The organism is uncultured Dokdonia sp. (assembly GCF_947496725.1).
Lineage (GTDB): Bacteria > Bacteroidota > Bacteroidia > Flavobacteriales > Flavobacteriaceae > Dokdonia.
Map to the genome: position 1 here is coordinate 171,057 of NZ_CANMDS010000001.1, position 22,028 is coordinate 193,084.

The 22,028-nt window shown below is 37.7% G+C and carries 21 protein-coding genes; 10 read left to right on the forward strand and 11 right to left on the reverse strand.

Annotated features, from left to right (window positions below; all coding sequences use genetic code 11):
* Positions 1–84: 84 nt before the first annotated feature.
* Positions 85–735, reverse strand: coding sequence for an LON peptidase substrate-binding domain-containing protein (locus Q0948_RS00780; protein ID WP_298348481.1), 651 nt, complete (start codon positions 733–735; stop codon positions 85–87).
* Positions 736–874: 139 nt separating this feature from the next.
* Here Q0948_RS00780 and lysA point away from each other — a divergent pair, with 139 nt between their 5' ends.
* The 3 genes from lysA to Q0948_RS00795 all read left to right on the forward strand — a co-directional run bounded on the left by lysA (position 875) and on the right by Q0948_RS00795 (position 3,904).
* Positions 875–2,080, forward strand: coding sequence for a diaminopimelate decarboxylase (lysA, locus tag Q0948_RS00785; RefSeq protein ID WP_298348479.1), 1,206 nt, complete (start codon positions 875–877; stop codon positions 2,078–2,080).
* Between the two features lie 46 nt (positions 2,081–2,126).
* A complete protein-coding gene (locus tag Q0948_RS00790; RefSeq protein WP_298348477.1) occupies positions 2,127–3,266 on the forward strand; it encodes a serine hydrolase in 1,140 nt (379 codons plus the stop codon).
* 74 nt (positions 3,267–3,340) lie between these two features.
* On the forward strand, positions 3,341–3,904 hold the full coding sequence (locus tag Q0948_RS00795) for an alkylphosphonate utilization protein (protein ID WP_298348475.1): 564 nt from the start codon (positions 3,341–3,343) through the stop codon (positions 3,902–3,904).
* A 103-nt stretch (positions 3,905–4,007) separates the two neighbouring features.
* Here the strand turns inward: Q0948_RS00795 and Q0948_RS00800 are convergent, their stop codons facing one another.
* The 4 genes from Q0948_RS00800 to Q0948_RS00815 all read right to left on the reverse strand — a co-directional run bounded on the left by Q0948_RS00800 (position 4,008) and on the right by Q0948_RS00815 (position 8,705).
* Positions 4,008–4,955 (reverse strand): nitronate monooxygenase, encoded by a 948-nt coding sequence (locus Q0948_RS00800; protein ID WP_021778778.1) that lies wholly within the window; start codon positions 4,953–4,955, stop codon positions 4,008–4,010.
* Positions 4,955–6,568, reverse strand: a complete 1,614-nt coding sequence (locus tag Q0948_RS00805; RefSeq protein ID WP_298348472.1) for a S8 family serine peptidase — start codon at positions 6,566–6,568, stop codon at positions 4,955–4,957. Before Q0948_RS00805 ends, Q0948_RS00800 begins: the two co-directional genes overlap by 1 nt.
* Positions 6,569–6,614: 46 nt before the next feature.
* Positions 6,615–7,808, reverse strand: coding sequence for a tRNA 2-thiouridine(34) synthase MnmA (mnmA, locus tag Q0948_RS00810; RefSeq protein ID WP_298348470.1), 1,194 nt, complete (start codon positions 7,806–7,808; stop codon positions 6,615–6,617).
* A 204-nt stretch (positions 7,809–8,012) separates the two neighbouring features.
* Positions 8,013–8,705 (reverse strand): hypothetical protein, encoded by a 693-nt coding sequence (locus Q0948_RS00815; protein WP_298348468.1) that lies wholly within the window; start codon positions 8,703–8,705, stop codon positions 8,013–8,015.
* Positions 8,706–8,774: 69 nt separating this feature from the next.
* On the opposite strand from Q0948_RS00815, the gene Q0948_RS00820 reads away from it, so the two are divergent.
* On the forward strand, positions 8,775–10,175 hold the full coding sequence (locus Q0948_RS00820) for a fasciclin domain-containing protein (protein ID WP_298348465.1): 1,401 nt from the start codon (positions 8,775–8,777) through the stop codon (positions 10,173–10,175).
* A 141-nt stretch (positions 10,176–10,316) separates the two neighbouring features.
* Here the strand turns inward: Q0948_RS00820 and Q0948_RS00825 are convergent, their stop codons facing one another.
* The gene (locus Q0948_RS00825) at positions 10,317–12,344 is read right to left on the reverse strand and encodes a dihydrofolate reductase (RefSeq protein ID WP_298348464.1); all 2,028 of its coding nucleotides are present in this window, start codon (positions 12,342–12,344) and stop codon (positions 10,317–10,319) included.
* 87 nt (positions 12,345–12,431) lie between these two features.
* On the opposite strand from Q0948_RS00825, the gene Q0948_RS00830 reads away from it, so the two are divergent.
* The gene (locus Q0948_RS00830) at positions 12,432–13,463 is read left to right on the forward strand and encodes a GyrI-like domain-containing protein (RefSeq protein WP_298348463.1); all 1,032 of its coding nucleotides are present in this window, start codon (positions 12,432–12,434) and stop codon (positions 13,461–13,463) included.
* Between the two features lie 6 nt (positions 13,464–13,469).
* Entirely contained in the window at positions 13,470–13,841 is a 372-nt protein-coding gene (gene crcB, locus Q0948_RS00835) for a fluoride efflux transporter CrcB (protein WP_021778771.1), read from the forward strand.
* Positions 13,842–13,866: 25 nt separating this feature from the next.
* Here crcB and Q0948_RS00840 read toward each other — a convergent pair whose 3' ends face one another.
* Complete coding sequence (locus tag Q0948_RS00840) at positions 13,867–14,361, reverse strand: YkgJ family cysteine cluster protein (RefSeq protein WP_298348462.1); 495 nt, start codon at positions 14,359–14,361, stop codon at positions 13,867–13,869.
* A gap of 23 nt (positions 14,362–14,384) precedes the next feature.
* Between Q0948_RS00840 and Q0948_RS00845 the strand changes: the two genes are divergently transcribed.
* Positions 14,385–15,095 carry a methyltransferase domain-containing protein gene (locus Q0948_RS00845; protein ID WP_298348461.1) on the forward strand — a complete coding sequence of 237 codons (711 nt, stop codon included), beginning with the start codon at positions 14,385–14,387 and terminating at the stop codon, positions 15,093–15,095.
* On the opposite strand, the gene Q0948_RS00850 is transcribed toward Q0948_RS00845, so the two are convergent.
* On the reverse strand, positions 15,088–15,615 hold the full coding sequence (locus Q0948_RS00850; protein ID WP_298491235.1) for a DUF2059 domain-containing protein: 528 nt from the start codon (positions 15,613–15,615) through the stop codon (positions 15,088–15,090). The two genes, Q0948_RS00845 and Q0948_RS00850, sit on opposite strands and share 8 nt — an antisense overlap.
* A gap of 46 nt (positions 15,616–15,661) precedes the next feature.
* On the opposite strand from Q0948_RS00850, the gene Q0948_RS00855 reads away from it, so the two are divergent.
* Positions 15,662–16,435, forward strand: coding sequence for a hypothetical protein (locus tag Q0948_RS00855; protein ID WP_298348459.1), 774 nt, complete (start codon positions 15,662–15,664; stop codon positions 16,433–16,435).
* A gap of 74 nt (positions 16,436–16,509) precedes the next feature.
* On the opposite strand, the gene Q0948_RS00860 is transcribed toward Q0948_RS00855, so the two are convergent.
* Positions 16,510–18,558, reverse strand: a complete 2,049-nt coding sequence (locus tag Q0948_RS00860) for a LysM peptidoglycan-binding domain-containing protein (RefSeq protein WP_298348458.1) — start codon at positions 18,556–18,558, stop codon at positions 16,510–16,512.
* Between the two features lie 9 nt (positions 18,559–18,567).
* The gene (gene guaA, locus Q0948_RS00865; RefSeq protein WP_298348456.1) at positions 18,568–20,100 is read right to left on the reverse strand and encodes a glutamine-hydrolyzing GMP synthase; all 1,533 of its coding nucleotides are present in this window, start codon (positions 20,098–20,100) and stop codon (positions 18,568–18,570) included.
* A 343-nt stretch (positions 20,101–20,443) separates the two neighbouring features.
* Here guaA and Q0948_RS00870 point away from each other — a divergent pair, with 343 nt between their 5' ends.
* Positions 20,444–21,013, forward strand: coding sequence for a hypothetical protein (locus Q0948_RS00870; protein ID WP_298348454.1), 570 nt, complete (start codon positions 20,444–20,446; stop codon positions 21,011–21,013).
* Here the strand turns inward: Q0948_RS00870 and Q0948_RS00875 are convergent.
* Positions 21,006–21,443 carry an Lrp/AsnC family transcriptional regulator gene (locus Q0948_RS00875; protein WP_298348800.1) on the reverse strand — a complete coding sequence of 146 codons (438 nt, stop codon included), beginning with the start codon at positions 21,441–21,443 and terminating at the stop codon, positions 21,006–21,008. The genes Q0948_RS00870 and Q0948_RS00875 overlap by 8 nt on opposite strands.
* Before the next feature lie 106 nt (positions 21,444–21,549).
* Here Q0948_RS00875 and Q0948_RS00880 point away from each other — a divergent pair, with 106 nt between their 5' ends.
* Positions 21,550–21,972: a hypothetical protein gene (locus tag Q0948_RS00880; RefSeq protein WP_298348452.1), complete on the forward strand. Its 423-nt coding sequence runs from the start codon at positions 21,550–21,552 to the stop codon at positions 21,970–21,972.
* Positions 21,973–22,028: the final 56 nt, after the last annotated feature.

Below are 22,028 nucleotides of genomic sequence, written 5' to 3' on the forward strand. Positions count from 1 at the left end.
TTTTATCTGATAAATTATCATTTTTGAGAATTTGATAATTTTACAGCTATTTTGTTATAATCTTAAATAATATGCAACAAAAATCTACTCAAGCTTATAATCCTTGAAGTCTAATGGGTCAAAGTTTTTAAAATGACCATTGAGCTTTATGAGCTCTTTGGTACGGTTTACAGACTTTAAGGTAGGTATTGCAGCTTGTAAATGCGCTATGAGATATACAAAACAGTCCATCTCTGAAGAAATCTGAAGTAGCTCATACTGCTGCTCGATATTAAGTCCCATTTTATGAGCAAACCTAAACGCACTTACGGTTTGTATAGCAACCTCTGGTGTCTTTACATCAAGAAGGTTATAAAATATAGTAAGCAGGCTTACAAATTCTTCCTTTATCTGTAAGGAAGCATCATTTTGCGAAATTTGAAAAACCACTTCTCCCCCGGCATATAATCGTTCTCCTAGTGTGTTATAAAAATCTACTAGTTTAAAGACACGTTCTCCTCTACATATAATATCTGCCGCACCAGAGGGATATCTTTTCACCACTTCTACAACACGCATTTCTGTGCCATAAGATAAGGTGTTATTTATATAGGTTGGGATACCAAAGGTTATATTACCCTCCTCACAATCCTTAAGTAATTGTTGATATCGCTCCTCAAATATATGTAGAGAAAGTAGCTCTCCTGGGTATGCCACCATCTCAAGAGGAAACATAGGTAACACGGCTGTAGTCATCTGTTTTTATATGAAATTTACAAAAGCCTCTTGAGGCTGTTATATAATGAACATTTTTTAACCTTATTGTTCAACATTTATAACAAAAGTATTCTGTCTATTTATAGAAGTCTTTTAATTTTACTTTAAATATAAAGTAATGACCAATAAAGACCTCTTAAACGTAGTAAAAAACTACGGTAGCCCTGTTTACGTCTATGATGCAGACACTATTACCGCTCAATATAATAGACTTACAAACGCTTTTAAAAGTGTAAAACAGCTACGCCTTAACTATGCAGTAAAGGCGCTAAGCAATTTATCTGTTCTTCAACACTTAAAAGGCTTAGGTTCTGGTCTTGATACCGTATCTATACAAGAAGTACAACTTGGTCTTAAGGCTGGCTTTACTCCAGATCGTATCATTTTTACACCTAACGGTGTCTCGCTAGGAGAAATAGAAGAAGTTGCAGCAATGGGCGTGCAAATCAATATAGATAACCTATCTATATTAGAGCAGTTTGGCACAAAACACCCAGAGACACCTGTTTGTATACGTATTAATCCACACGTGATGGCAGGAGGAAATACAAATATCTCTGTAGGACATATAGATAGTAAATTTGGGATTAGTATCCACCAGTTACCACACGTACTGCGCATAGTAGAAAACACGGGTATGAATATAAACGGTATACATATGCATACCGGTAGTGATATACTAGATATAGATGTCTTTGTGTATGCTACAGAAATCCTTTTTGAGACGGCAAAACAGTTCAGCGACCTTACTTTTATCGATTTTGGAAGTGGTTTTAAGGTACCTTATAAAGAGGGAGATATAGAAACTAATATTGAGGAACTAGGAGAAAAACTAGGGAAACGTTTTAACGCTTTCGCGAAAGCGTATAAAAAACCATTAACACTCACCTTTGAGCCAGGTAAGTTTCTGGTAAGTGAGTCTGGTAAATTTCTGGTACAAGTAAACGTAGTAAAACAAACTACCTCAACAGTATTTGCCCAAGTAGACAGTGGTTTTAACCATCTTATACGACCTATGCTATACGGTAGCCAGCACGAGATACATAACATAAGCAATCCTAACGGAAGAGAGCGTTTTTATAGCGTAGTAGGCTACATCTGTGAGACAGATACCTTTGCAAATAATAGACGCATCGCCGAAATTTCTGAAGGAGACATACTCGCTTTTGATAATGCGGGTGCCTACTGCTTTACAATGGCAAGTAATTACAATAGCCGTTACAGACCTGCAGAGGTACTCATAAAAGGCGGTAAAGCTCACCTTATACGCAAGCGAGAGACCTTTGATGATCTTATTGCAAATCAAGTTCTCATAGAAGAATAGTAATGATATATTTTATAAAAAGACCAGTCCTAAGCTGGTCTTTTTTATGAATACTAACTACATTTATAATATGAGATATGTACTTATATTATGTTTATTTATGGCAAGCTGCTCTACACCCATAGAGAAAGCCCTTAACTCATCTAGCCCGCTTATCACAAGGGTTACAGATGGTATAGACAAATACGAAGTCCAGATTCTTTTTACTCAGATTGACTCCACAGATAGTGGTGAAGTTCAGTTTACAGATTACAGTTACGGACTCAATGAACAGAATTACTTTTACCCAGCAAGCACTGTAAAACTTCCAGTTGCTGTACTCGCCGCAGAATATACAGATGCTAGAGAAGATATAACCCTAGATACACCTTACATCATAGACGGTGATGAGGAGTTGCACAGCATAAGTAATGACCTACGACAGATTTTTGCCGTAAGCGATAATAAAGCGTATAACCGTCTTTATGAATTACTAGGTAGAGATTATATAAACTCCCGCTTACGCGAAAAAGGCTACACACAAACTACCATACAACATAGACTAGCTACACCTGAAGCAGCAGTTAATGCTAGAAAAACAATTCAATTTTTCCCAAGCTATACAGCCGAAAGTGTTATTATCACAAATAAAGAAGACAAAGACCTCATTCCTAACAATGTGGTAGGTAATAAAAAAGGACAGGGCTATATTGAAAATGGAAAACTTGTAAATGAGCCTATGGATTTTGGTTTAAAAAATCACTTCCCATTACAAGAGCAACATCATTTTGTAAAAAGTCTGGTATTTCCAAACTCTTTTGAAACCTCAAAAAGATTAGAACTATCTGAAACATCTAGACAAAGAGTACTTAAGGCTATGAAAACGCTCCCACGTGATGCAAAGTATAATCAAGAAGAATACTACGACAGCTATGTAAAATTCTTTATGTATGGAGATGTAACAACACCCATCCCAGATAATATACATATCTATAACAAAGTAGGGTTTGCATACGGCACGCTTACAGAAACCGCCTATATTGAGGATACTCAAAATGATTTACGCTTTATACTCTCTGCCACCATACTTGTTAATGAGAATCAAATTTTTAATGACGACACTTATGAGTATGAGCAAATAGGTATTCCCTTTCTCGCTCAATTAGGACGTGAATTTTACGAGCAAGAAAAAGAGCGAAAGGAATAACTAGCTTACGGCTAAATTTTGTTTCTTCGCGCTATTACCCTACATATTCTTTTTATCAATAAAAACTAATTGCCGTGAGCTTAAGAGAACTTAATAAACGTACCATCATTTGTGAACTTTGTAGTAATGAGTATGACCTCTCCCCTTTTATAGTAGTTCCTAAAGAAGAAGATATACTCGCTTGCAAGACTTGTATTACTCAGATAGAAAATCCTGAGGAGGTAGATGTAAATCACTGGCGCTGTCTTAATGATAGTATGTGGAGTACTGTACCAGCTGTACAAGTCGTGGCGTGGCGTATGCTTACTAAACTTCGTAAAGAAGGCTGGCCACAAGATCTTCTTGATATGATGTATTTAGAAGAAGAAACCTTAGAGTGGGCAAAAGCTACAGGTGAGCATATAGAAGAAGATGAGAATACAGTAATACACAAAGACGCAAATGGTACACGCCTAGCAAATGGTGATAGCGTCGTGCTCATAAAGGATCTTGATGTAAAAGGAGCAAACTTTACAGCAAAGCGTGGAGAGTTTATGAGAAACATAAGTCTAGTACACGATAATGCAGAGCATATAGAAGGTAGAATACAAGGGCAACAAGTTGTTATTGTAACAAAATATGTAAAGAAGAGCAACTAGTAAATAACAAGATTCATACATCTCAAAGGTGTTTATAAATTGAATAAAAAAGACCAACTATCACATTAGATAGTTGGTCTTTTTTTAATCTATAATAGTAGTATTACCAGTTATCAAAATTGAGTAATGCATTTTTTGCCTCCGTATACTCAGCTATCATATCGCTTACTATAGTTGCAGCAGGTTTTATGTCATTTATAAGTCCAGATATTTGTCCTATTTCAAGTTCTCCTTGTTCTAGGTCTCCCTCAAACATCCCTTTTTTTGCTCTTGCACGACCTAATAATTGAACTAATTGCTCTTTAGTAGGTGCTGTAGTATATAAGGCTGCTACCTCTTCATAAAATTTATTTTTTATAAGTCTTACAGGTGCCAGTTCTTTAAGAGTTAATACCGTATCTCCCTCTTGCGTATCTATAATGGCTTGTTTAAATAATTGATGCGCGCTAGACTCATCACTTGCTGCAAACCTACTTCCTACCTGCACACCGTCTGCTCCTAGTGTCATTGCGGCAAGCATACCTCTACCTGTAGCAATACCTCCAGCTGCAATAAGAGGTACATCTATCTTATCTTTTACCATAGGGATGAGTGTAAAAGTTGTTGTTTCCTCACGACCATTATGACCACCCGCTTCAAAACCTTCGGCTACAACGGCATCTACACCAGCTTCTTGAGCCTTTAGTGCAAACTTCACACTACTTACTACGTGTACAACTTTAATACCGTGCTTCTTTAATTCTTTAGTCCAAAGCTTTGGATTACCTGCGCTTGTAAAAACAATAGGCACCTTATAATCTACCACAGTCTTCATATGCTCTTCTATGTTAGGGTACAACATAGGTATGTTAACCCCAAAAGGTTTATCTGTAGCTTTCTTGCACTTCTCAACGTGCTCTACAAGCACATCTGGATACATAGAAGCAGCACCTATGATACCAAGACCGCCAGCGTTACTTACAGCACTAGCAAGACGCCATCCAGAGTTCCAAATCATTCCTCCCTGTATAAGAGGATATTTTATTTTAAATAACGAAGTAATTCTATTCATTAGGACTTTATAAATTTTTGTGTGATAAGCGTGGTACCATCATTTATCTGTATGAGATACACTCCTTTTTTTAGATTTGATACAGGTAGATAACTTGCCTGAGACTCTACTGTTTTTGTCGCTACGAGTTTTCCAAGAATATCATAGATATGTACATCTACTTTGCTTACATCTTGAGGAAATACTATCATAGCAATCTCCGAGGCAGGATTAGGCACGATTTGGTACGTGCTCTTATTATTATAATCTTCTAGAGTTAATAAATCATCTAGTGCTGCGCCAAAATCTGGTATTCCGTACCCAAGCTGTGCCGTAGGGTTTGTATATAGAGAAGCAGACTCCCTCACTATTTGCATAACATCTGCATTAGTACGTTGCGGGTTTGCTTGCCAAAAGCTTGTAATAGCACCAGCCATTATAGGTGAACTAAAGCTCGTACCATTGTTTGTAGTTATGTTATTATTTTGATCTATCACAGCACTACCAGCACCCTTTGCAACCACATCTGGTTTGATACGACCATCACTAGAAGGACCTATACTACTAAAACTCGCATAATCGCCGTTTTCATCTACAGCTCCTACCGTAAAAGATCCAAAAGCATCTGCTGGGGCACTTATCATCCCATTACCACTGTTGCCAGCACTAGTTACGACAAGCATTCCTTTCTCAAAAGCGAGATTTGCACCGCGCGATATAAAGGTAGTCTGGCCATCCATATCTGCATATGTATAGTCATAATCTGGATTGTCAAAAGTGCGATAGCCTAGTGAGGTATTTATAACATCTACACCCAGACTATCTGCTCGCTCTGCTGCTTCTACCCAGTAAGACTCCTCTACAGGATTTTCACTAGCTACATCTTCTGTACGGAAACAATAAACAGCAGCATCTGGAGCTGTTCCCACAAACTCATCTTCTATAAAACCTACAATATCGCTCAACACACGTGTACCGTGACTGCTATTTGAAAATGCAAACTCATTATCTTCTCTACTTACAAAATCATAACCATCTAGTAACTTTCCTGCATCTCTTAATCGTGCAAAACCTTCATTTTCATCTACTCCAGGAAAACCAGAATCCATAACGGCTACAACCATCCCCTCGCCTGTATAATCTTGCAAATGCAACTCATCTACCGATAGCATAGTAACTTGATTATCTGTCACCCCATAATTAAAAACTACTCTACTTTGAGATTGTAAAGGATCTTCTTTAGAAAAAAGTATTGGTGTCGCAGCTCTAGTAATATTCTTATTTGCATACTCAATAGCGCTAACAAATGATAGGCTTTCTAGTGTTGCTATCTGGGTTTCTGTACCACGTACGTGTACACAGTTCATCCATTTTGATTTTGCAAGCACTGTAATACCTGTTTGTGATTTTATCTCAGTAATGTAACTTTCATTTACAGGGACATCACGCTCATCTATAATAACACCGTGTAGTTCTTTACGATCAAGTGCTTCTTGTGAGAGTATCGTTATGGGATTTTCTAGGCTCTGGGTGACATTTTCTTTATCTACAAAATAAACCCAGGCATCTTGTGCGTCTTGAGCATTTGTGTAAAAGGATACAAACAGTAGACTTAAAAATAATAGGGATCTCATAGCGACATAGTTTATGAGCCAAGGCTCGTAGGATTTCGTACGTAAGTTACGAAATAACCCCAGAACCAAGACACTCCTCACCGTGATGCCAGGCTACAAATTGCCCCTCGGCTATGGCTGTTTGTGGGTTGTCAAATATGACATACATACCCCCATCTACTCTATATAAAGTGGCTTTCTCAAGAGGTTGACGGTAACGTATGCGTGCCTCTACCTGCATTGTCTCATCTACCGCAAGTGTAAGATCTTCTCGTATCCAGTGTATCTCTTCTTCCTTTACAAAAAGTCCTTTACGGTATAAACCTCTATGGTTTTTACCTTGACCGGTGTATATCACATTATCCTTTACATCTGTATCTATTACAAAGAGTGGCTCTACCGTTCCTCCTACGCCTAGTCCTTTGCGCTGGCCTATGGTAAAATAATGAGCCCCTTGATGCTTCCCTACTACTTTTCCTTCGGCTACGGTATATGATGGTTTTTTTACAAGGTTTTCTAATTCCGCTTTCGCGAAAGCGTTACTAGCCTTCTCCCCACCCGCAACTTCAGGTATAACGGTCTCTGGCACCTCAACGATAACACCTTCCTTAGGTTTAAGCTGCTGCTGAAGAAAATCTGGCAGACGTACCTTCCCTATAAAACAAAGTCCTTGAGAATCTTTCTTACCTGCAGTAACGAGTTCTTGTTGTAGTGCAATGTCACGTACCTCTGGCTTTTGTAAATGGCCTATAGGAAACAACGTTTTTGCCAGTTGCTCCTGCGATAGCTGACATAAAAAGTAAGATTGATCTTTATTATTATCTGCCCCAGCGATAAGTTGGTATACTGTCTTACCATCTACCTCTATAGATGATTTCTGACAGTAATGTCCCGTTGCGACGTAGTCTGCACCCAGTGAAAGTGCAATTTTCATAAACACGTCAAATTTAATCTCGCGATTACATAAAACATCTGGATTAGGCGTGCGCCCCATCTCATACTCTCTAAACATATAATCTACAATACGTTCTTGGTACTGCTCACTAAGATCTACCGTTTGAAAAGGGATTCCTAACTTTTCGGCAACAAGCATCGCATCGTTACTATCATCTAGCCACGGGCACTCATCAGAGATTGTTACAGAGTCATCGTGCCAGTTTTTCATAAAAAGGCCTATCACATTGTATCCCTGCTCCTTAAGCAAGTATGCTGTAACACTACTATCTACTCCTCCACTTAGACCTACTACTACCGTTTTCATAACTTTTACTTAGATATTGTATACTCAATAGTCTCTTTTGAGACTCGCATAAAGTGTCTAGAAACACTTAAAAAAATTGTGGCGCAAAATTACAAAATAACAAGCCATTATAAGAATGGCAAAATGTTACTTATATACCCACTATATAACTACATATTTATACTAGTCTATTGTAGTAGTAACTGGTAAGATATCCTTACAGTACTATTGTACGCCTATTTTATTGCGAGGATACTTAATCTCCTTGTCTACTTGACCATTTTTGAAATACTTCCAGAGGCCGTGTTTTCTATTATTCTTATAATTACCCTCTACCTCTTTCTGTCCATAACCGTTATAGAAGATGGCTGGTCCTTCTAGTTTATCTTGTTTATAGGTTACACTTTTAAGCACCTTTCCCTCTTCTGTATATGTGAGAGCCTTTCCTTCTTTGTTTCCATCTACATACTGCTCGACTAGTGCTGGAAGTCCGCTTATAAAAAAGACATTGCGCTGTCCTTCAAGAAGACCATTACTATAAGCTTCTTTTATCATCACAGTTACACCATCTTGATGATAAGACAGCCACTCACCTCGTCTTTTACGGTCCTTCATCTTACCTGAGCTTACTTTCTTTCCTTCTGTGGTATAAAAAGTAACGTCTACAAAGGGTGTATCTGTCGTATATTCTTTTATAGCCGTGGGGTGACCACCACTAGAATCAAAAAATTTAAATACTCCTACTTCTTTACCGTGGTTAAAAGATCCGGTATATCTTAGTTGTTTTGAGCTGTCATAAAACTTTTGCCAGCTACCGTGACGCTTACCTTGAGCGTCATATTCATTGAGAGCTTGCGCAGATGCTGTAAGGTTAATATGGGCAGTTATTAAGAAAAAAAGGATTGTTAATTTTGACATTTTAACTTTCTGTTGGGATTATTTTTTGTTTATCTATTCTAGTTTTACATTAAACAAAAACTACAAACTATGAAAAATCTATTTAATTTTACAAAACTAGCGTTTCTTGCATTAACGCTATTAGTCTCAGTATCGTGTGATGATGATGATGATAATGGAAATATTATTGAAGGTGAAAGCAATACCATCGCAGATTTTGTGGCCGGTAATGATGATTACAGTTCGCTACTAGCTGCGCTACAAGAGACAGATCTAGATGCAACACTTGCAGGTAGTGGTACTTTTACAGTATTTGCTCCTAACAATGCGGCTTTTGAAACATTTCTAGATGGAGCAGCCCTAGAAGACGTAGATACAGATGTATTACGTGAGGTATTACTAAATCACGTTCTTAACACGACACTTACATCTACAGACCTAACAACTGGTTATGTAACAAACCTCGCAACAGAACCTTCTTCTAATGCAAACATTAGTCTCTATGTAGACACAACAGATGGTGTTGTTCTTAATGGACAGTCTACTGTAACAACACCAGATATTGAAACTGATAATGGTGTCATACACGCTGTAGATACGGTTATAGCCCTACCTACCATAGCAACATTTGCCACAACAAACCCTGCACTTACCTCACTAGTTGCAGCACTAACAGATGAGGGAAACACAACGTTTACAACACTACTAAGCGACACAGAACAAGACTTTACAGTATTTGCTCCTACTAATGATGCTTTTGCAGCTTTTCTTGATGGTGCAGCGCTAGAGGATGTAGATAATGATGTACTAGCACAGGTATTATCTAACCACGTGGTTCCAGGTGCAGTTGCCATCTCTGGAACACTTACTAATAGTTATGTAAATACTGCAGCTACCTTTAATGGTGAGGTAGATGCTCCTTTAAGTTTATATATTAATACAGATAACGGTGTCACTCTTAACGGTGGGTCTGATGTAATCATCGCCGATATTGTTGCGGTAAATGGTGTCGTACACGTAGTAGATACAGTAATAGGGTTGCCAGATGTAACAACATTTGCTACGGCAGATCCTAACTTTTCTACACTAGTTGCAGCGCTTACAGCAGATGCATCATTTGGATACGTAGGTGCTTTACAAACTCCTAATGGAACAGATCCTGCGCCATTTACTGTGCTTGCTCCCGTAAACACGGCTTTTGAAAATTTACTTACTGATCTTGGCGTAGATTCTCTAGATGATATTGATACTGCTACACTCGCTGCTACACTAGAACTACACGTTATTGCTGGAGCAAATGTAAGAGCAGAAGATCTTGCTGGTCTTGATGGAATGATGGTAGAAACACTAGGCGGTACAAATATTACTATCCAGGCAGATCCTGCTGCGGCAATTGATCCAGATAATGGTGAAAACCCAATAGTTGCTACAAATGTACAGGCTACAAATGGCGTTATACACGCTGTGAGCAGAGTATTAAGAGACTTATAATTTTCCCCCGAAATTTGTTTAGATAAGCTCCATTGTCCTTCTCAGACAGTGGAGCTTTTGTTTACTTAGATTTCTATTGATAAAAAAGGCTCTCTTTCAATGTTGAAAGAGAGCCTTTTTACTTTTCGCGAAAGCGCTATCCTATTTTAGTGAGCCATACTTAGATGCATACTCTAGCATTTGTGACTCAAAGCTTTCTGGTTGCTGTATAGAAAAACCAGTGATCTCCTCACCATCCATAGTAGGTACAATAGCTGGGTTTACAAAACCGCTGTAAGGTGCACTTTTAAACTGGCTGTTACGGTCAAGCACTTCTTTGTGAATGTCTTGATCTACTTGTACTCCATAATCTTCTACAAGATTTTTTGCAGCTTCATAATCTCCTTCAGAAGTAATGCGTTGTGTTTCTCTAAGAAGTTCTCCAAAAATCTCACGCAGCTTTACATAGTCATTTATGTTATAGTATGTCTTACCATCTCTAGTAACTTTTTCTATCACATTATCTTCTAGGCCACGCTCGTAAGACCAAGCACTCACCCACTGGCGGTTTACCATATGTGCTTCTTCTACCATATCACCAAGTTCTAATCGTATAAGTTGCGTCATAAGACCGTTACGTATGTAACCGTCATAGGCCGCCTTACCAGTTTTCTCCCAGTCTTCTACAAGACCTAGTTCTTGAAGTTTTGGATCCATAAGATAGTACAGCCCAAAAAGATCTGCTCTACCCTCTTCTATGGTAGACTTATAACGTTTAAGCGTTTCCTTAGGTGTACCTACTCCTTTATTAATTTGACCAGAGGCGTGACCTACTACTTCGTGTAGCGCTGTGTGAAGTTTATCTCCTAGTTGACCATATTGCTCCTCTAGTGCAACCTCTTCTTCATCGTGTGCAAATTCTTTAAGACGTCCAGAACCTCCCGCATTGTTATATGCGTTTATAATATTACCTAGCGATACAGACTTACTACCGTGCGTCTGGCGTATCCAGTTATTGTTAGGTAAGTTTACTCCTATAGGTGTAGAAGGTGATGCATCTCCAGCCTCACCAGCAACAATTACTGTTTTATAAGAAACACCTTTTACAGTTTCCTTTTTATGCTCTGGCATAAGTGGTGAGTTATCTTCAAACCATTGTGCCTCTGTAGAGAGTACAGCCATCTTTTTTGACATATCAAAATCTTTGATTTGTACGATGGTTTCATAAGACCCCTTATATCCCTTAGGGTCATTATATACTTCTATAAAACCGTTTATCCAGTCTATATTTCCCTCGGTAGAAGTTGCCCAGGCGATACAGTAATCATCCCACGTGTCTAGACTTCCCGTCTGGTAGTACTCGATAAGTAATCCTAAGGCTTTTTCTTGTTGCTCATTTTCGGCAACAGTTTTTGCCTTTTCTAGCCATCCTATGATATTATCTATCGCCTCTCCATAAAGACCTCCGCTCTTATAGACTTGCTCTACAAGTTTTCCGTTTTCTTTTACTAGACGTGTATTAAGTCCTTTTTCTATAGGCTCATTTGCATCTACTTTTATGGCGTCATAAAACTGCTCTGCCTCTGCTGTGGTAACATCTGGACCATAAAAATTTATCGCACTCTCAAGTACAATATCTGCATCTTTAGAAAGGTTTACTTTCTTGCTGTCTTTATCATTAAAAAGTACATCAAAAGCCTCACCTTCTAGCGTAGCACCGCTCTCTACAAGTACTTTTTTAAGATACTCTGGTGAGAACGCAGGTTTCATCTTTGCATTGCTATAATGGTGGTGTATCCCGTTTGCAAACCAGATTCTCTTTAGGTATGTTTCAAACTGTGCCCACTCTTCGCCTGTTTTTTCAACCTTATCTGATGTATATACAGTCTCAAGAGCCTCTCTAATAGTAAGATTATGTCTGTAGTTTTGTGCCCACATAATATCACGACCAGCAAGACCAGCCTGTGTCATATAGTACACTAGTTTTTGCTCTTTTAGTGTAAGATCTTCAAATCCTGGTATTTGATAACGTAGTATTTTAATATCTGCAAACTGACCTACTGTAAAATCAAAGTCTGTTGTGGCGGTTTTTTCCGCTTTCGCGAAAGCGTTATCACCCTTCTTTTCTTCTGCACATCCTACTGCTACCATAGCGGCAATGGCAAGTGCGTATACTCCTTTATATTTCATATGTTTTGTGTAAATAATGGTCGTAAATATAACGAAATTCCACACGATGAATTTTATTATCTTTACCCATAAACCAAACCACCACCAATGAAATTTTTAAAATTCTTCCTTTTTCTTATCCTTATCGTAGTTATAGGAGGTGCTATTTATTTTGGTACGCAAGACGGTACCTATAAAATAGAATCTACTCGTACTATAAATGCACCAAAAGAGGTGATTTATGATATAGTAAATGAGTATAAAACTTGGGAAGACTGGGGACCTTGGAAAAAAGAAGAACCTACAATGGTTTTTAATTATGCAGATAAAACATCTGGCGAGGGAGCTTCATATAGCTGGCAAGGTGAGATGGATGGTAGTATGACTACTACAGAAGCTGTACCACACACTTCTATAAAACAAAATATGACTTTACAAACTCCTGGAGGAGAGCGCAAGCCAGAGGTTTACTGGACTTTTGAAACAACACCAGAACTAGCAACCATTGTTACCTGGGGTATACAGGGAGAGCATACACTTATGGATAAAGTATATTATGCTATCACAGGGATGGACTTTGACGGTGATATGATGGCAATGTATGAAGAAGGACTTACTGGTCTTGAAACGGCTGCAAGAAAAGAAATCTCAAAATACACGATAAATGTAGATGGTATCACGCAATACAGTGGTGGCTTCTACCTCTATAGAACTACCTCTGCAAAGGCTAGTAAAGTCTCTCAAATAATGGGCGAGAACTATGGTGGCATAACGTCATTTATGAGTGAGAATAACATTGCAATAACTGGAATGCCATTTACAATTTATAACGAGACACTTGAGAATGGAGATGTTATTATGACTAATGCACTTCCAGTAAGAGAAAAAATAATCGTTGCAGGTGATGCAAACGTCTTTAGCGGTTATATGCCTACCGTAACAGCTGTAAAAGCAACTTTAAAAGGCAATTATGTAAAACTAGGAGAAGCCTGGGCAACTGCAATGCAATATGTACAAGATCAAGGATACACCTTATCAAGCGAAAAACCGTTTGAGGTGTATGTGACAGATCCTCAAAATCACCCTAATCCTGCAAACTGGGTTACAGAGATTTATGTACCTATAGAAGATATAAAATAAGCTATTTTGAAATCGCTCTTACTCGTTTTTATAGGTGGTGGTACTGGTAGTGTAGCCAGATATTTATTAGGTAAATATCTTAACAGCACGACAACGGGAATACCCTATGGTACCTTTGCAGCAAACGTACTGGGTAGTTTGCTTATAGGTATCATCTTAGGGTGGGCGCTTAAAAACAATTCTCTTTCTAGTAATACTGCTCTGTTGCTCGCTACAGGTTTTTGTGGTGGCTTTACGACCTTCTCAACCTTTGCTTATGAGAACCACGTGTTTCTTAAATCTGGAGATTTTATGACCTTTGCCCTCTATGCAATTGCTAGCTTTGCGCTAGGGATACTTGCCGTTTTTGGCGGTATGGAAATTGCCAAAGCTTTATAAATAAGAAGCACGCACTACAACATTGTTATAGTTTAATACGCTTTTTCATTTCTTCTACTATATTAAAAGCAGCTGGGCACATTTTTACATTTTGTAATGTAAGCTTAGAGATTTGTTGAAATTTCTTTCTATCCGTATGCGGAAACTCTCTGCAAGCCTTAGGACGCACATCATATATAGAACAGTAATTATCTGTACCTAGAAACGTACACGGCGTTTCTTGCAGTACATAGTCCTTATCTTCATCTATTCTAAGGTATGCGTTTATAAAATCAAATTCCTTCATTCTAAAATGTTTAGAAATACGTTTTATATCCTTATCTGTAAATAAAGGTCCCGTGGTTTTACAACAGTTTGCACACGTAAGGCAGTCTGTCCTTTCAAACTCCTCTTCGTGCAATTCTTGCATTATGTAGTCAAGCTTTTTTGGCGGTTTATTACGCAACTTTGCAAAGAACTTTTTGTTCTCATTCTGCTTATCTTTGGCCAGCTGTGGGAGGCTTTTTAATACTTCTTCCATCGCGCAAAGGTAATAATAAAGGTATGGGTACAAAGGCAGATATTTTTGGGGCAGCGCTTCTTGATTTTATAAATGATGAGTATACAGAAGATATTCTGGTACACTCTTCTATAGCCGAAGATGATGTAATACCTGTTCCTTACCTATTCAGAGATTTTAAAGAAATGCCTCTGCTTGAACAGAAAGCCTTATCCCTTTCTAAAGGAAAAACACTTGATATAGGGAGTGGTGCCGGTAGCCATAGCCTTTGGTTACAAGAGCAAGGTCTTGATGTTACTGGCATTGATATAAGTGAGGGTGCTGTTACGCTTTCGCGAAAGCGTGGTCTTAAAAATTCTATACACGGTACTATACTTGATCACAAGGGCACTTATGACACGCTACTATTACTTATGAACGGCACGGGAATATTTGAAAAAGTGCAAAAAATAGATAGCTACTTAAAACATCTCAAATCACTCTTATCGCCGGAAGGGCAAATTCTCATAGATGGGTCTGATATTGCCTATATGTTTGAAGACGAAGATGGTGGTTTCTGGGTAGATACACATCGTGATTATTATGGTGAAGTTACTTACAGTATGAGCTACAAGGGTGAGCAGGGAGACACTTTTGACTGGTTATATCTAGATTATGCAAAGCTTGAGTGGTATGCAAAAAAAAATGAGCTCAAGTGTGAGCTCATTTTTGAAGGTGATCATTATGATTATCTTGCAAGGCTATCGCTTACATAGAGTATCCCTTTTCGGCAAGTTTATCTACCATAGAGCGATATAAATCTCTACTCCATATTTGAGAAATCTCTCCTATATTTTGTGCTATATCTGGCTCTGCCATTAATATTTTTTGTCCTGTAGGTGTGTTGTAAAATACAGATGCTTCTTTTTGCTGTTCATAATCTAGCGCTGTTCTATCTGCAAGTAACTGGCGACCTGTACCTGTTTCATAAAAGGCAAGCATATTCTGTATATCCTCGTGACTATATGTCCCTCTGTAAGCAGAAACTAGCATATTTAATACACGCTCTACCTGTTTTGGAGAGTCTGCTTTAAGCTCTGTCCATACAGATTCTGGCACATTTTGACTTTCATATTGCTTTTTAAGTAAATCAAATAATCCGTCTGTTGCATTACTGTACTGAGCGGCGGTTCCATTTACTTTAAAATAAGCAAGTACATCTTCGTGATAACTAGTATCTTGAGCCTGAATAGTCAGAGAAGAAATAAAAAATATGGCTAAAAGTAATTTTTTCATCATTTTTACGATTAAATTATAGCGATAAATATAGAACATATTACATATGAAATCCTCACAATGGCTCACATTTTTATTTGTATTCCTTACTATCACTTTAGGTTGTAGTGACGATGATACAACAACCGTTCCAGAAACAAATGAAAATGCAGCAAACCAACAACCTCTAGGTAGCTCTGCTGCAGAATTACTCTCAAGCGAAGACTTCACGAGCTTACGTGTAGAGGTAGCTTACCCGCAAGGCTTTAGACCTACACAGCAAACTCTAGATTTATTGATTCCGTTTTTAGAAGAAAGACTAGATAAACCAGACGGTATTACAATGGTGGAATCTATAATAACAACAGATGAAACAGGACCTTATGATATAAACGAGATAGTAGCTATTGAGGATGCTAATAGGACGGTGTTTAACAATGGTGATGAACTAGGCGTGTGGCTTTTCTTTTCTGACGAGCGTAGCGAGGGAGACAGTGGCAACTCTGTGGTACTAGGCTCTGCTTATAGAAACACATCTATGGTTATTTATGAGAAAACTTTTATTGATATAGCAAATAACTCAACTACACCTGTTAATAGAACACTTATAGAGACCTCTACCATACGTCACGAGTTTGGACATATATTTGGCCTTGTGAATGTGGGAACTCCAGATCTATCTGCTCACGAAGATTTAGATAACCCTAGACATTGTAATGTAGAAGATTGTCTTATGTATTTCCAGACGGTAACAAACTCTTTTAATACAAGTTCATTAGAAAGTATACCAGACTTTGATGATTTATGTATTCAAGATTTACAAGCAAATGGTGGGCTATAACGCACACTAACTTGAATAAAAAAGGGCGATTGATTACTCAATCGCCCTTTTTTGTTATCTAATAAGATAAAGGTTTAATCTTCTACCTCTGTAAAAAGTACTTCTTCTAGTTGTAAACCATCTGTGTACTTTAGTAAGTACACTGCCTGATTAGAAAAACCACCTGCCCCTCTTCTATCGTACTTAAATTTATTCTCTATATAATCTGTCTCTACTCCAGAAGAAGCTGCACTATATAAATCTTGTGCATATGCTAGACGTAATAACGTATCATACATAAGGTCATACCCACGTATTGCATACTCACTAGGACTTACATTATATCTACTCTCATAGCTGTCTACAAAAGCTTTTACATCTTTATACTTATACTCTTTCTCTACAGATGGAAAATGAAAAGAAAGATTTTTTAAATGCTCGTGTTGTATCTCATCGCTGTCATAAGCACTACCTCTGTTTGTAGTAAATAATATAACCTTACGAGCTCCTACTTGCGCATTAAGATTAGTCGTTACATTACTTATTAATGGGACATCATTAGACTCTATAAACACCCAGTTTTCTAACTCGTCAGAAAGTTGATTAGGTATATCATCTGGATATAAATAGTATCCATTATCACCAGAACGTGGTGTTACAGTTTTTGCGCTAGGAAAAAGTGCTTTTATTTTTGATTTTGTAGTTCCATTTTTTGCATCTGCAATAATCACTACGTTTTTACCTTGCCCATTAAGTTTAAGGTAAGAAAGCATTTTATCTCTTAACAACCCGTCTGCAGGTCTTGATACAAAAATATTGCTTCTACCATTAACCTTATTAGACATAGGTGATATTACGGGTACATTTTGAGAAGCCAATAATGATGAAGCTCGGTCTATATTACTACCTAAAAGAGGTCCTATTACAGCATTTACACCATTAAAATCATTAGACTGTATCACAGTCTCAACTTTTCTAGCATTTACTGCCTTACCGTCTTTACGGTTATATGCTGTATCATAAGTATCTAGTTGTACAGATATTCCTAGCTTTTTTGCATCTTCTGCAGCCATAAGGATACCGCTATATAAATCTAATGACAAACGTAGGATACGATCATTTTTAAGCAAATCTTCATTAGTCTCTACATTATCACTAGAAACACGGTTTACACCAAAGGGCAACATAACCGCAACTCGCTTTGTAGAAAAATCTGTTAGACTAGTAGCTAGGCTACCTTTTTTACCCTGTGCTATAATCACTTCTGTTTGTGTAGAGGTCTCGCCGTATGCTGGCGTAGGGTTATCTGAACCTGGACTTCCTTTAGGTACTTTAAGTATCATCCCCTCCTTAAGTCCTTCGTCTAGTGCAGGGTTAAGGGTTAAAAGTTCGTCTGCCTCAAGGTTTAAAGAACGTAATAAACTATACATTGTATTACCTTTCTTAACTTCATAAAAAGCATACTTGTCATTATTAATAATTGTACTCTCTGCAAAGTTTGCTTTAGGTACATTTATAACATCTCCTATCTTAAGCCCACCTTTTACTTGTGGATTTGCCTGCTCGAGCTCTGCTATTGTGATACCATACTTTCTGGCAATACCGTACTTGGTCTCTTTTGCAATTACCTTATGAGTGGTTTGCTCAAGAGTAGTTTGAGGCTCAGGAAGTGTTACAACAGACTCCGTAACTATTTCTGGTTTATAGTTAGTCGGGATACGAAGTTTATCACCCTTTCTAAGAGTCTCACTGTATAAACGCTTATTGTATCTCTTAATCACATCTTGAGGCACTCCATAACGCTTAGATAAACTATACAATGTCTCCTTGCGTTTTACTTTATGCGTCTTAAATTTAAGATTATCTTGTTCTACAACTTGTGCACTTCCTTGTGAAGAAGCTGGTAAGATGAGTACTAGACCATCATAGATTTCCTTTTTGGCATCTGGATTAAGCTTAGTGATCTCTTTCTCACTAATACCGTACTTTTTTGCAATATCCTTTACAGTCTCACCGCCTTTTACTTGGTGAGATATAAACTTTTGAAAAAAGGTGCTAGATGCTTTTGAGACTGCTGTGGTTGGGTTCGCTTTCGCGAAAGCGAAACAAAAAACAACCGCTATTACTGCAATATATTTAGTCATATTCATATTTTATTCCCACTCAATAGTGGCTGGTGGCTTAGAGCTTATATCATATACTACTCTATTAACGCCTTTTACCTTATTAATTATATCGTTAGACACTTTTTGTAAAAATTCATAAGGAAGATTTACCCAGTCTGCCGTCATACCATCAGTACTCTCTACTGCTCTTAACGCTACACACTTCTCATAGGTGCGCTCGTCTCCCATAACTCCTACAGAGTTTACCGGGAGAAGCATTGCTCCTGCTTGCCATACCTTATCATATAATCCCCACTCACGAAGACCACTTATAAATATATGATCTACCTCTTGTAGTATGCGTACTTTCTCTGCCGTAATATCACCTAGTATTCTAATAGCTAGACCAGGCCCTGGAAAAGGGTGTCTACCTAAAAGCTCTTGTGATAACCCCATACTCGCTCCTACTCTACGTACCTCGTCTTTAAATAACATTCTAAGTGGTTCTACCACCTTAAGTGTCATATAATCTGGTAATCCACCCACGTTGTGGTGAGATTTTATTGTTGCACTAGGACCTCCGGTTGCACTTACAGATTCTATCACATCTGGATAAATAGTTCCTTGACCAAGCCACTTTGCATTTTCTACGAGCTTGCTCTCATCATCAAAAACCTCTACAAAAACGCGACCTATAGCTTTACGCTTAGTCTCTGGATCACTTTCACCTTCAAGAGCATCCAAGAAGCGTGCCGAAGCATCTACTCCTTTTACATTAAGTCCCATACCTTCATACTGCTTAAGTACTTGTGTGTACTCATCTTTGCGCAGTAAACCGTTGTTTACAAAGATGCAGTATAAGTTTCTTCCTATTGCTTTATGTAGTAATGTAGCTGCAACTGTGCTATCTACACCTCCAGAAAGACCGAGTATCACACGATCTTCTCCTAGTTTTTCTTTTAAATCTGCCACAGTGGTATCTACAAAGGCATCTGGCGTCCAAGTTTGTGCTATACCAGCAATTTTTACTAAGAAATTTTCTAAAATTTTCTTACCATCTGTAGAGTGATATACCTCAGGGTGAAACTGTATACCATAAGTATCTTCACCTTCTATTTTATACCCTGCATTTTCTACATCGTGGGTAGAGGCTATGCGCTTTGCTCCTGCTGGTAATTTTTTTATGGTATCACTGTGACTCATCCATACTTGACTACCAGTAGATACACCTTCTAAAAATGTTTCTCCCTCTTCTACCATAGATAGATTTGCACGACCATACTCACGTGTGTTAGACTGCCCTACTTCTCCATCAAAAAATTGTGCTAAGTATTGCGCTCCATAACATACGCCCAGTAAGGGTTTTTTTCCTTTTATTTCAGAAAGGTCAGGATGTGGTGCATCTTCACTACGTACAGAGTGTGGAGACCCAGATAAGATTACAGCCTTGTAAGAAGACAGATCTTTAGGTTGATTGTTAAATGGTTTAATCTCGCAGTAGATATTTAACTCACGCACACGTCGTGCTATTAACTGCGTATATTGAGACCCGAAGTCTAAGATGAGAACGTTATTTTGCATAGACAAAAATAGTATAATTATATAAAGTTATAAGGCATATAATTAGACAAAAAATAACGGAGTTTTTAACAGTATATATCTGCTCCGTATTTTGTCTCATAGCCGTTATTTAAAAGTCTTTTTTTCTGCATTATGACTTCTTGTACTATGTAGCAATACGTACACTTAGTTTTTATAATTGAAAAACGCATCCCCTTGTCGAGTCTTTCTCTCTAGTTATCGAAAAGTGAGCTACATACGTCTATTTAAGAATAATACAATCTAAATAAACTGTACATTTATAAGAAACCAATAGGCTTTAAAAGGCTCACTGCTTTAACTATACCAACTTTACTACCCAATTATGATAAATGACGAAGATGAGCGTTTTAATAGTGAACTAGACGAGTGGCGTAAACTTCCTGTTTTTAAACAAGGTCTCGTTATTCTCCATCTTATAGAGCATATTATAGAGAGTATACACTTAGATGATCCACATCCAAGCACTCATTATAAACTTAAATTATACGAGCGCTATACGAGACAAATGATGGAAAATGCACTGCTCATCCCTTCAGAAATAGCCACTGCAGACTCTACAGACCTTTATGATCATAAAATGGAGAATGCAACTATGATACGTAAAGCAGCAAAAGAAATTCTAGTAGATAGTAAAGGCTTACAAGCCTCTGGATACAAAGAAACAGAGTACTTAGAGCTACTTTATGATGCCGTAGAAGAATTTAGACCACTCTTTGCAGAGTGGGTGCAATCTTTTGATACAAAAAACTTTATCATAGATCGCTGGGGGCTATTTAATCCTCCAGGAATCGCATATGATGACCCTATAGATAGTTTGAGCTTTGACTCCTCTGCATTTTTAAGAGACTTAGAAGATGACTGGGATGATGGAGATGATGACGACCTTATTTAACAATAGGATTATAAGACACTACGTGTGACAATACAATCTGGGTTTTAGACTCACCATAGGTAATAACCCTGTCTATAAGCTCTTCCAGATGCTTCTGGTTACGGAGTACAACTTCCATAACAATATTCTCATTACCGGTAATACGATAACAGTTTACTACCTCCTCCCATTTTTTTACATTTTCTAAAAATGGTTTTAATTTACCCATAAAAGCACGTATTGTTATAATTGCCTTGAGTTGATATCCCATTGCCTCGGGGTTAACTATTGCTTTATACCCTTGTAAAATACCTGCATCTTCCATTTTACGTATACGCTCACCTACTGCCGGAGAGCTCACGCCTACCTTTTTTGCAATAGCAGTATTAGACTGCCTAGCATCTTCTTGTAAACATTGTAAAATGCGATTATTTAATGAATCAATCATAATTTTTAAAGTTATTACTTAAAAATACATTTATTCATAAGCAAAACAAATTTTTTACTTAAAAATCTAAATAGAGTTATCAACTCAAGCTTGTATTTTTACCTTACTGATGGTAACTTTTAAAGACATACAACTTGCAAACACTAAGGATGTTTCTAGATGCACGCTATATGCAGATGCAGTAGCATTTTTTACGCTTTCGCGAAAGCTGTCTAAAAATCATTTATCATCAAGCGCTTGGCGCTGCTTAAAACAAAGGAATATAGCTTCAAACCTAAGTCAAGATATTTCTACAAGCGCACTAACACTACCTATGACAATAGCCGAAGCATCTGTTACTGCAGATTATGGCAAGAAACTATTTTTTAAAGAAACTCTAGAACAACGTGTAGAAAAGATTCTCACACTATGTGTTACTCTACAAAACGTATATCAGCCACAAGACAAAAGAGCAAAGCAATTGTATAAAGCTGCAAATAAACTACAAGCCGGACTCAAAAAATGGTCTCTCCATTTAACATCTCAAAATTAAAAACTGTAACGCCCATAGGCTCTTAAAGAGCTAAGGCAATATTTACTTTAAGACTT

Excerpts from the sequence above, each read along its gene's own strand:
- Q0948_RS00845 (WP_298348461.1), top strand. The coding sequence starts at position 14,385 with ATGGGTACAAAGGCAGATATTTTTGGGGCAGCGCTTCTTGATTTTATA.
- Q0948_RS00790 (WP_298348477.1), top strand. The coding sequence starts at position 2,127 with ATGAATACTAACTACATTTATAATATGAGATATGTACTTATATTATGT.
- Q0948_RS00805 (WP_298348472.1), bottom strand. The coding sequence starts at position 6,568 with ATGAGATCCCTATTATTTTTAAGTCTACTGTTTGTATCCTTTTACACA.
- Q0948_RS00825 (WP_298348464.1), bottom strand. The coding sequence starts at position 12,344 with ATGAAATATAAAGGAGTATACGCACTTGCCATTGCCGCTATGGTAGCA.
- Q0948_RS00860 (WP_298348458.1), bottom strand. The coding sequence starts at position 18,558 with ATGACTAAATATATTGCAGTAATAGCGGTTGTTTTTTGTTTCGCTTTC.
- Q0948_RS00880 (WP_298348452.1), top strand. The coding sequence starts at position 21,550 with ATGGTAACTTTTAAAGACATACAACTTGCAAACACTAAGGATGTTTCT.
- Q0948_RS00830 (WP_298348463.1), top strand. The coding sequence starts at position 12,432 with ATGAAATTTTTAAAATTCTTCCTTTTTCTTATCCTTATCGTAGTTATA.
- Q0948_RS00840 (WP_298348462.1), bottom strand. The coding sequence starts at position 14,361 with ATGGAAGAAGTATTAAAAAGCCTCCCACAGCTGGCCAAAGATAAGCAG.
- guaA (WP_298348456.1), bottom strand. The coding sequence starts at position 20,100 with ATGCAAAATAACGTTCTCATCTTAGACTTCGGGTCTCAATATACGCAG.
- Q0948_RS00870 (WP_298348454.1), top strand. The coding sequence starts at position 20,444 with ATGATAAATGACGAAGATGAGCGTTTTAATAGTGAACTAGACGAGTGG.
- Q0948_RS00855 (WP_298348459.1), top strand. The coding sequence starts at position 15,662 with ATGAAATCCTCACAATGGCTCACATTTTTATTTGTATTCCTTACTATC.
- Q0948_RS00815 (WP_298348468.1), bottom strand. The coding sequence starts at position 8,705 with ATGTCAAAATTAACAATCCTTTTTTTCTTAATAACTGCCCATATTAAC.
- lysA (WP_298348479.1), top strand. The coding sequence starts at position 875 with ATGACCAATAAAGACCTCTTAAACGTAGTAAAAAACTACGGTAGCCCT.
- Q0948_RS00800 (WP_021778778.1), bottom strand. The coding sequence starts at position 4,955 with ATGAATAGAATTACTTCGTTATTTAAAATAAAATATCCTCTTATACAG.
- mnmA (WP_298348470.1), bottom strand. The coding sequence starts at position 7,808 with ATGAAAACGGTAGTAGTAGGTCTAAGTGGAGGAGTAGATAGTAGTGTT.
- Q0948_RS00820 (WP_298348465.1), top strand. The coding sequence starts at position 8,775 with ATGAAAAATCTATTTAATTTTACAAAACTAGCGTTTCTTGCATTAACG.
- Q0948_RS00850 (WP_298491235.1), bottom strand. The coding sequence starts at position 15,615 with ATGAAAAAATTACTTTTAGCCATATTTTTTATTTCTTCTCTGACTATT.
- Q0948_RS00780 (WP_298348481.1), bottom strand. The coding sequence starts at position 735 with ATGACTACAGCCGTGTTACCTATGTTTCCTCTTGAGATGGTGGCATAC.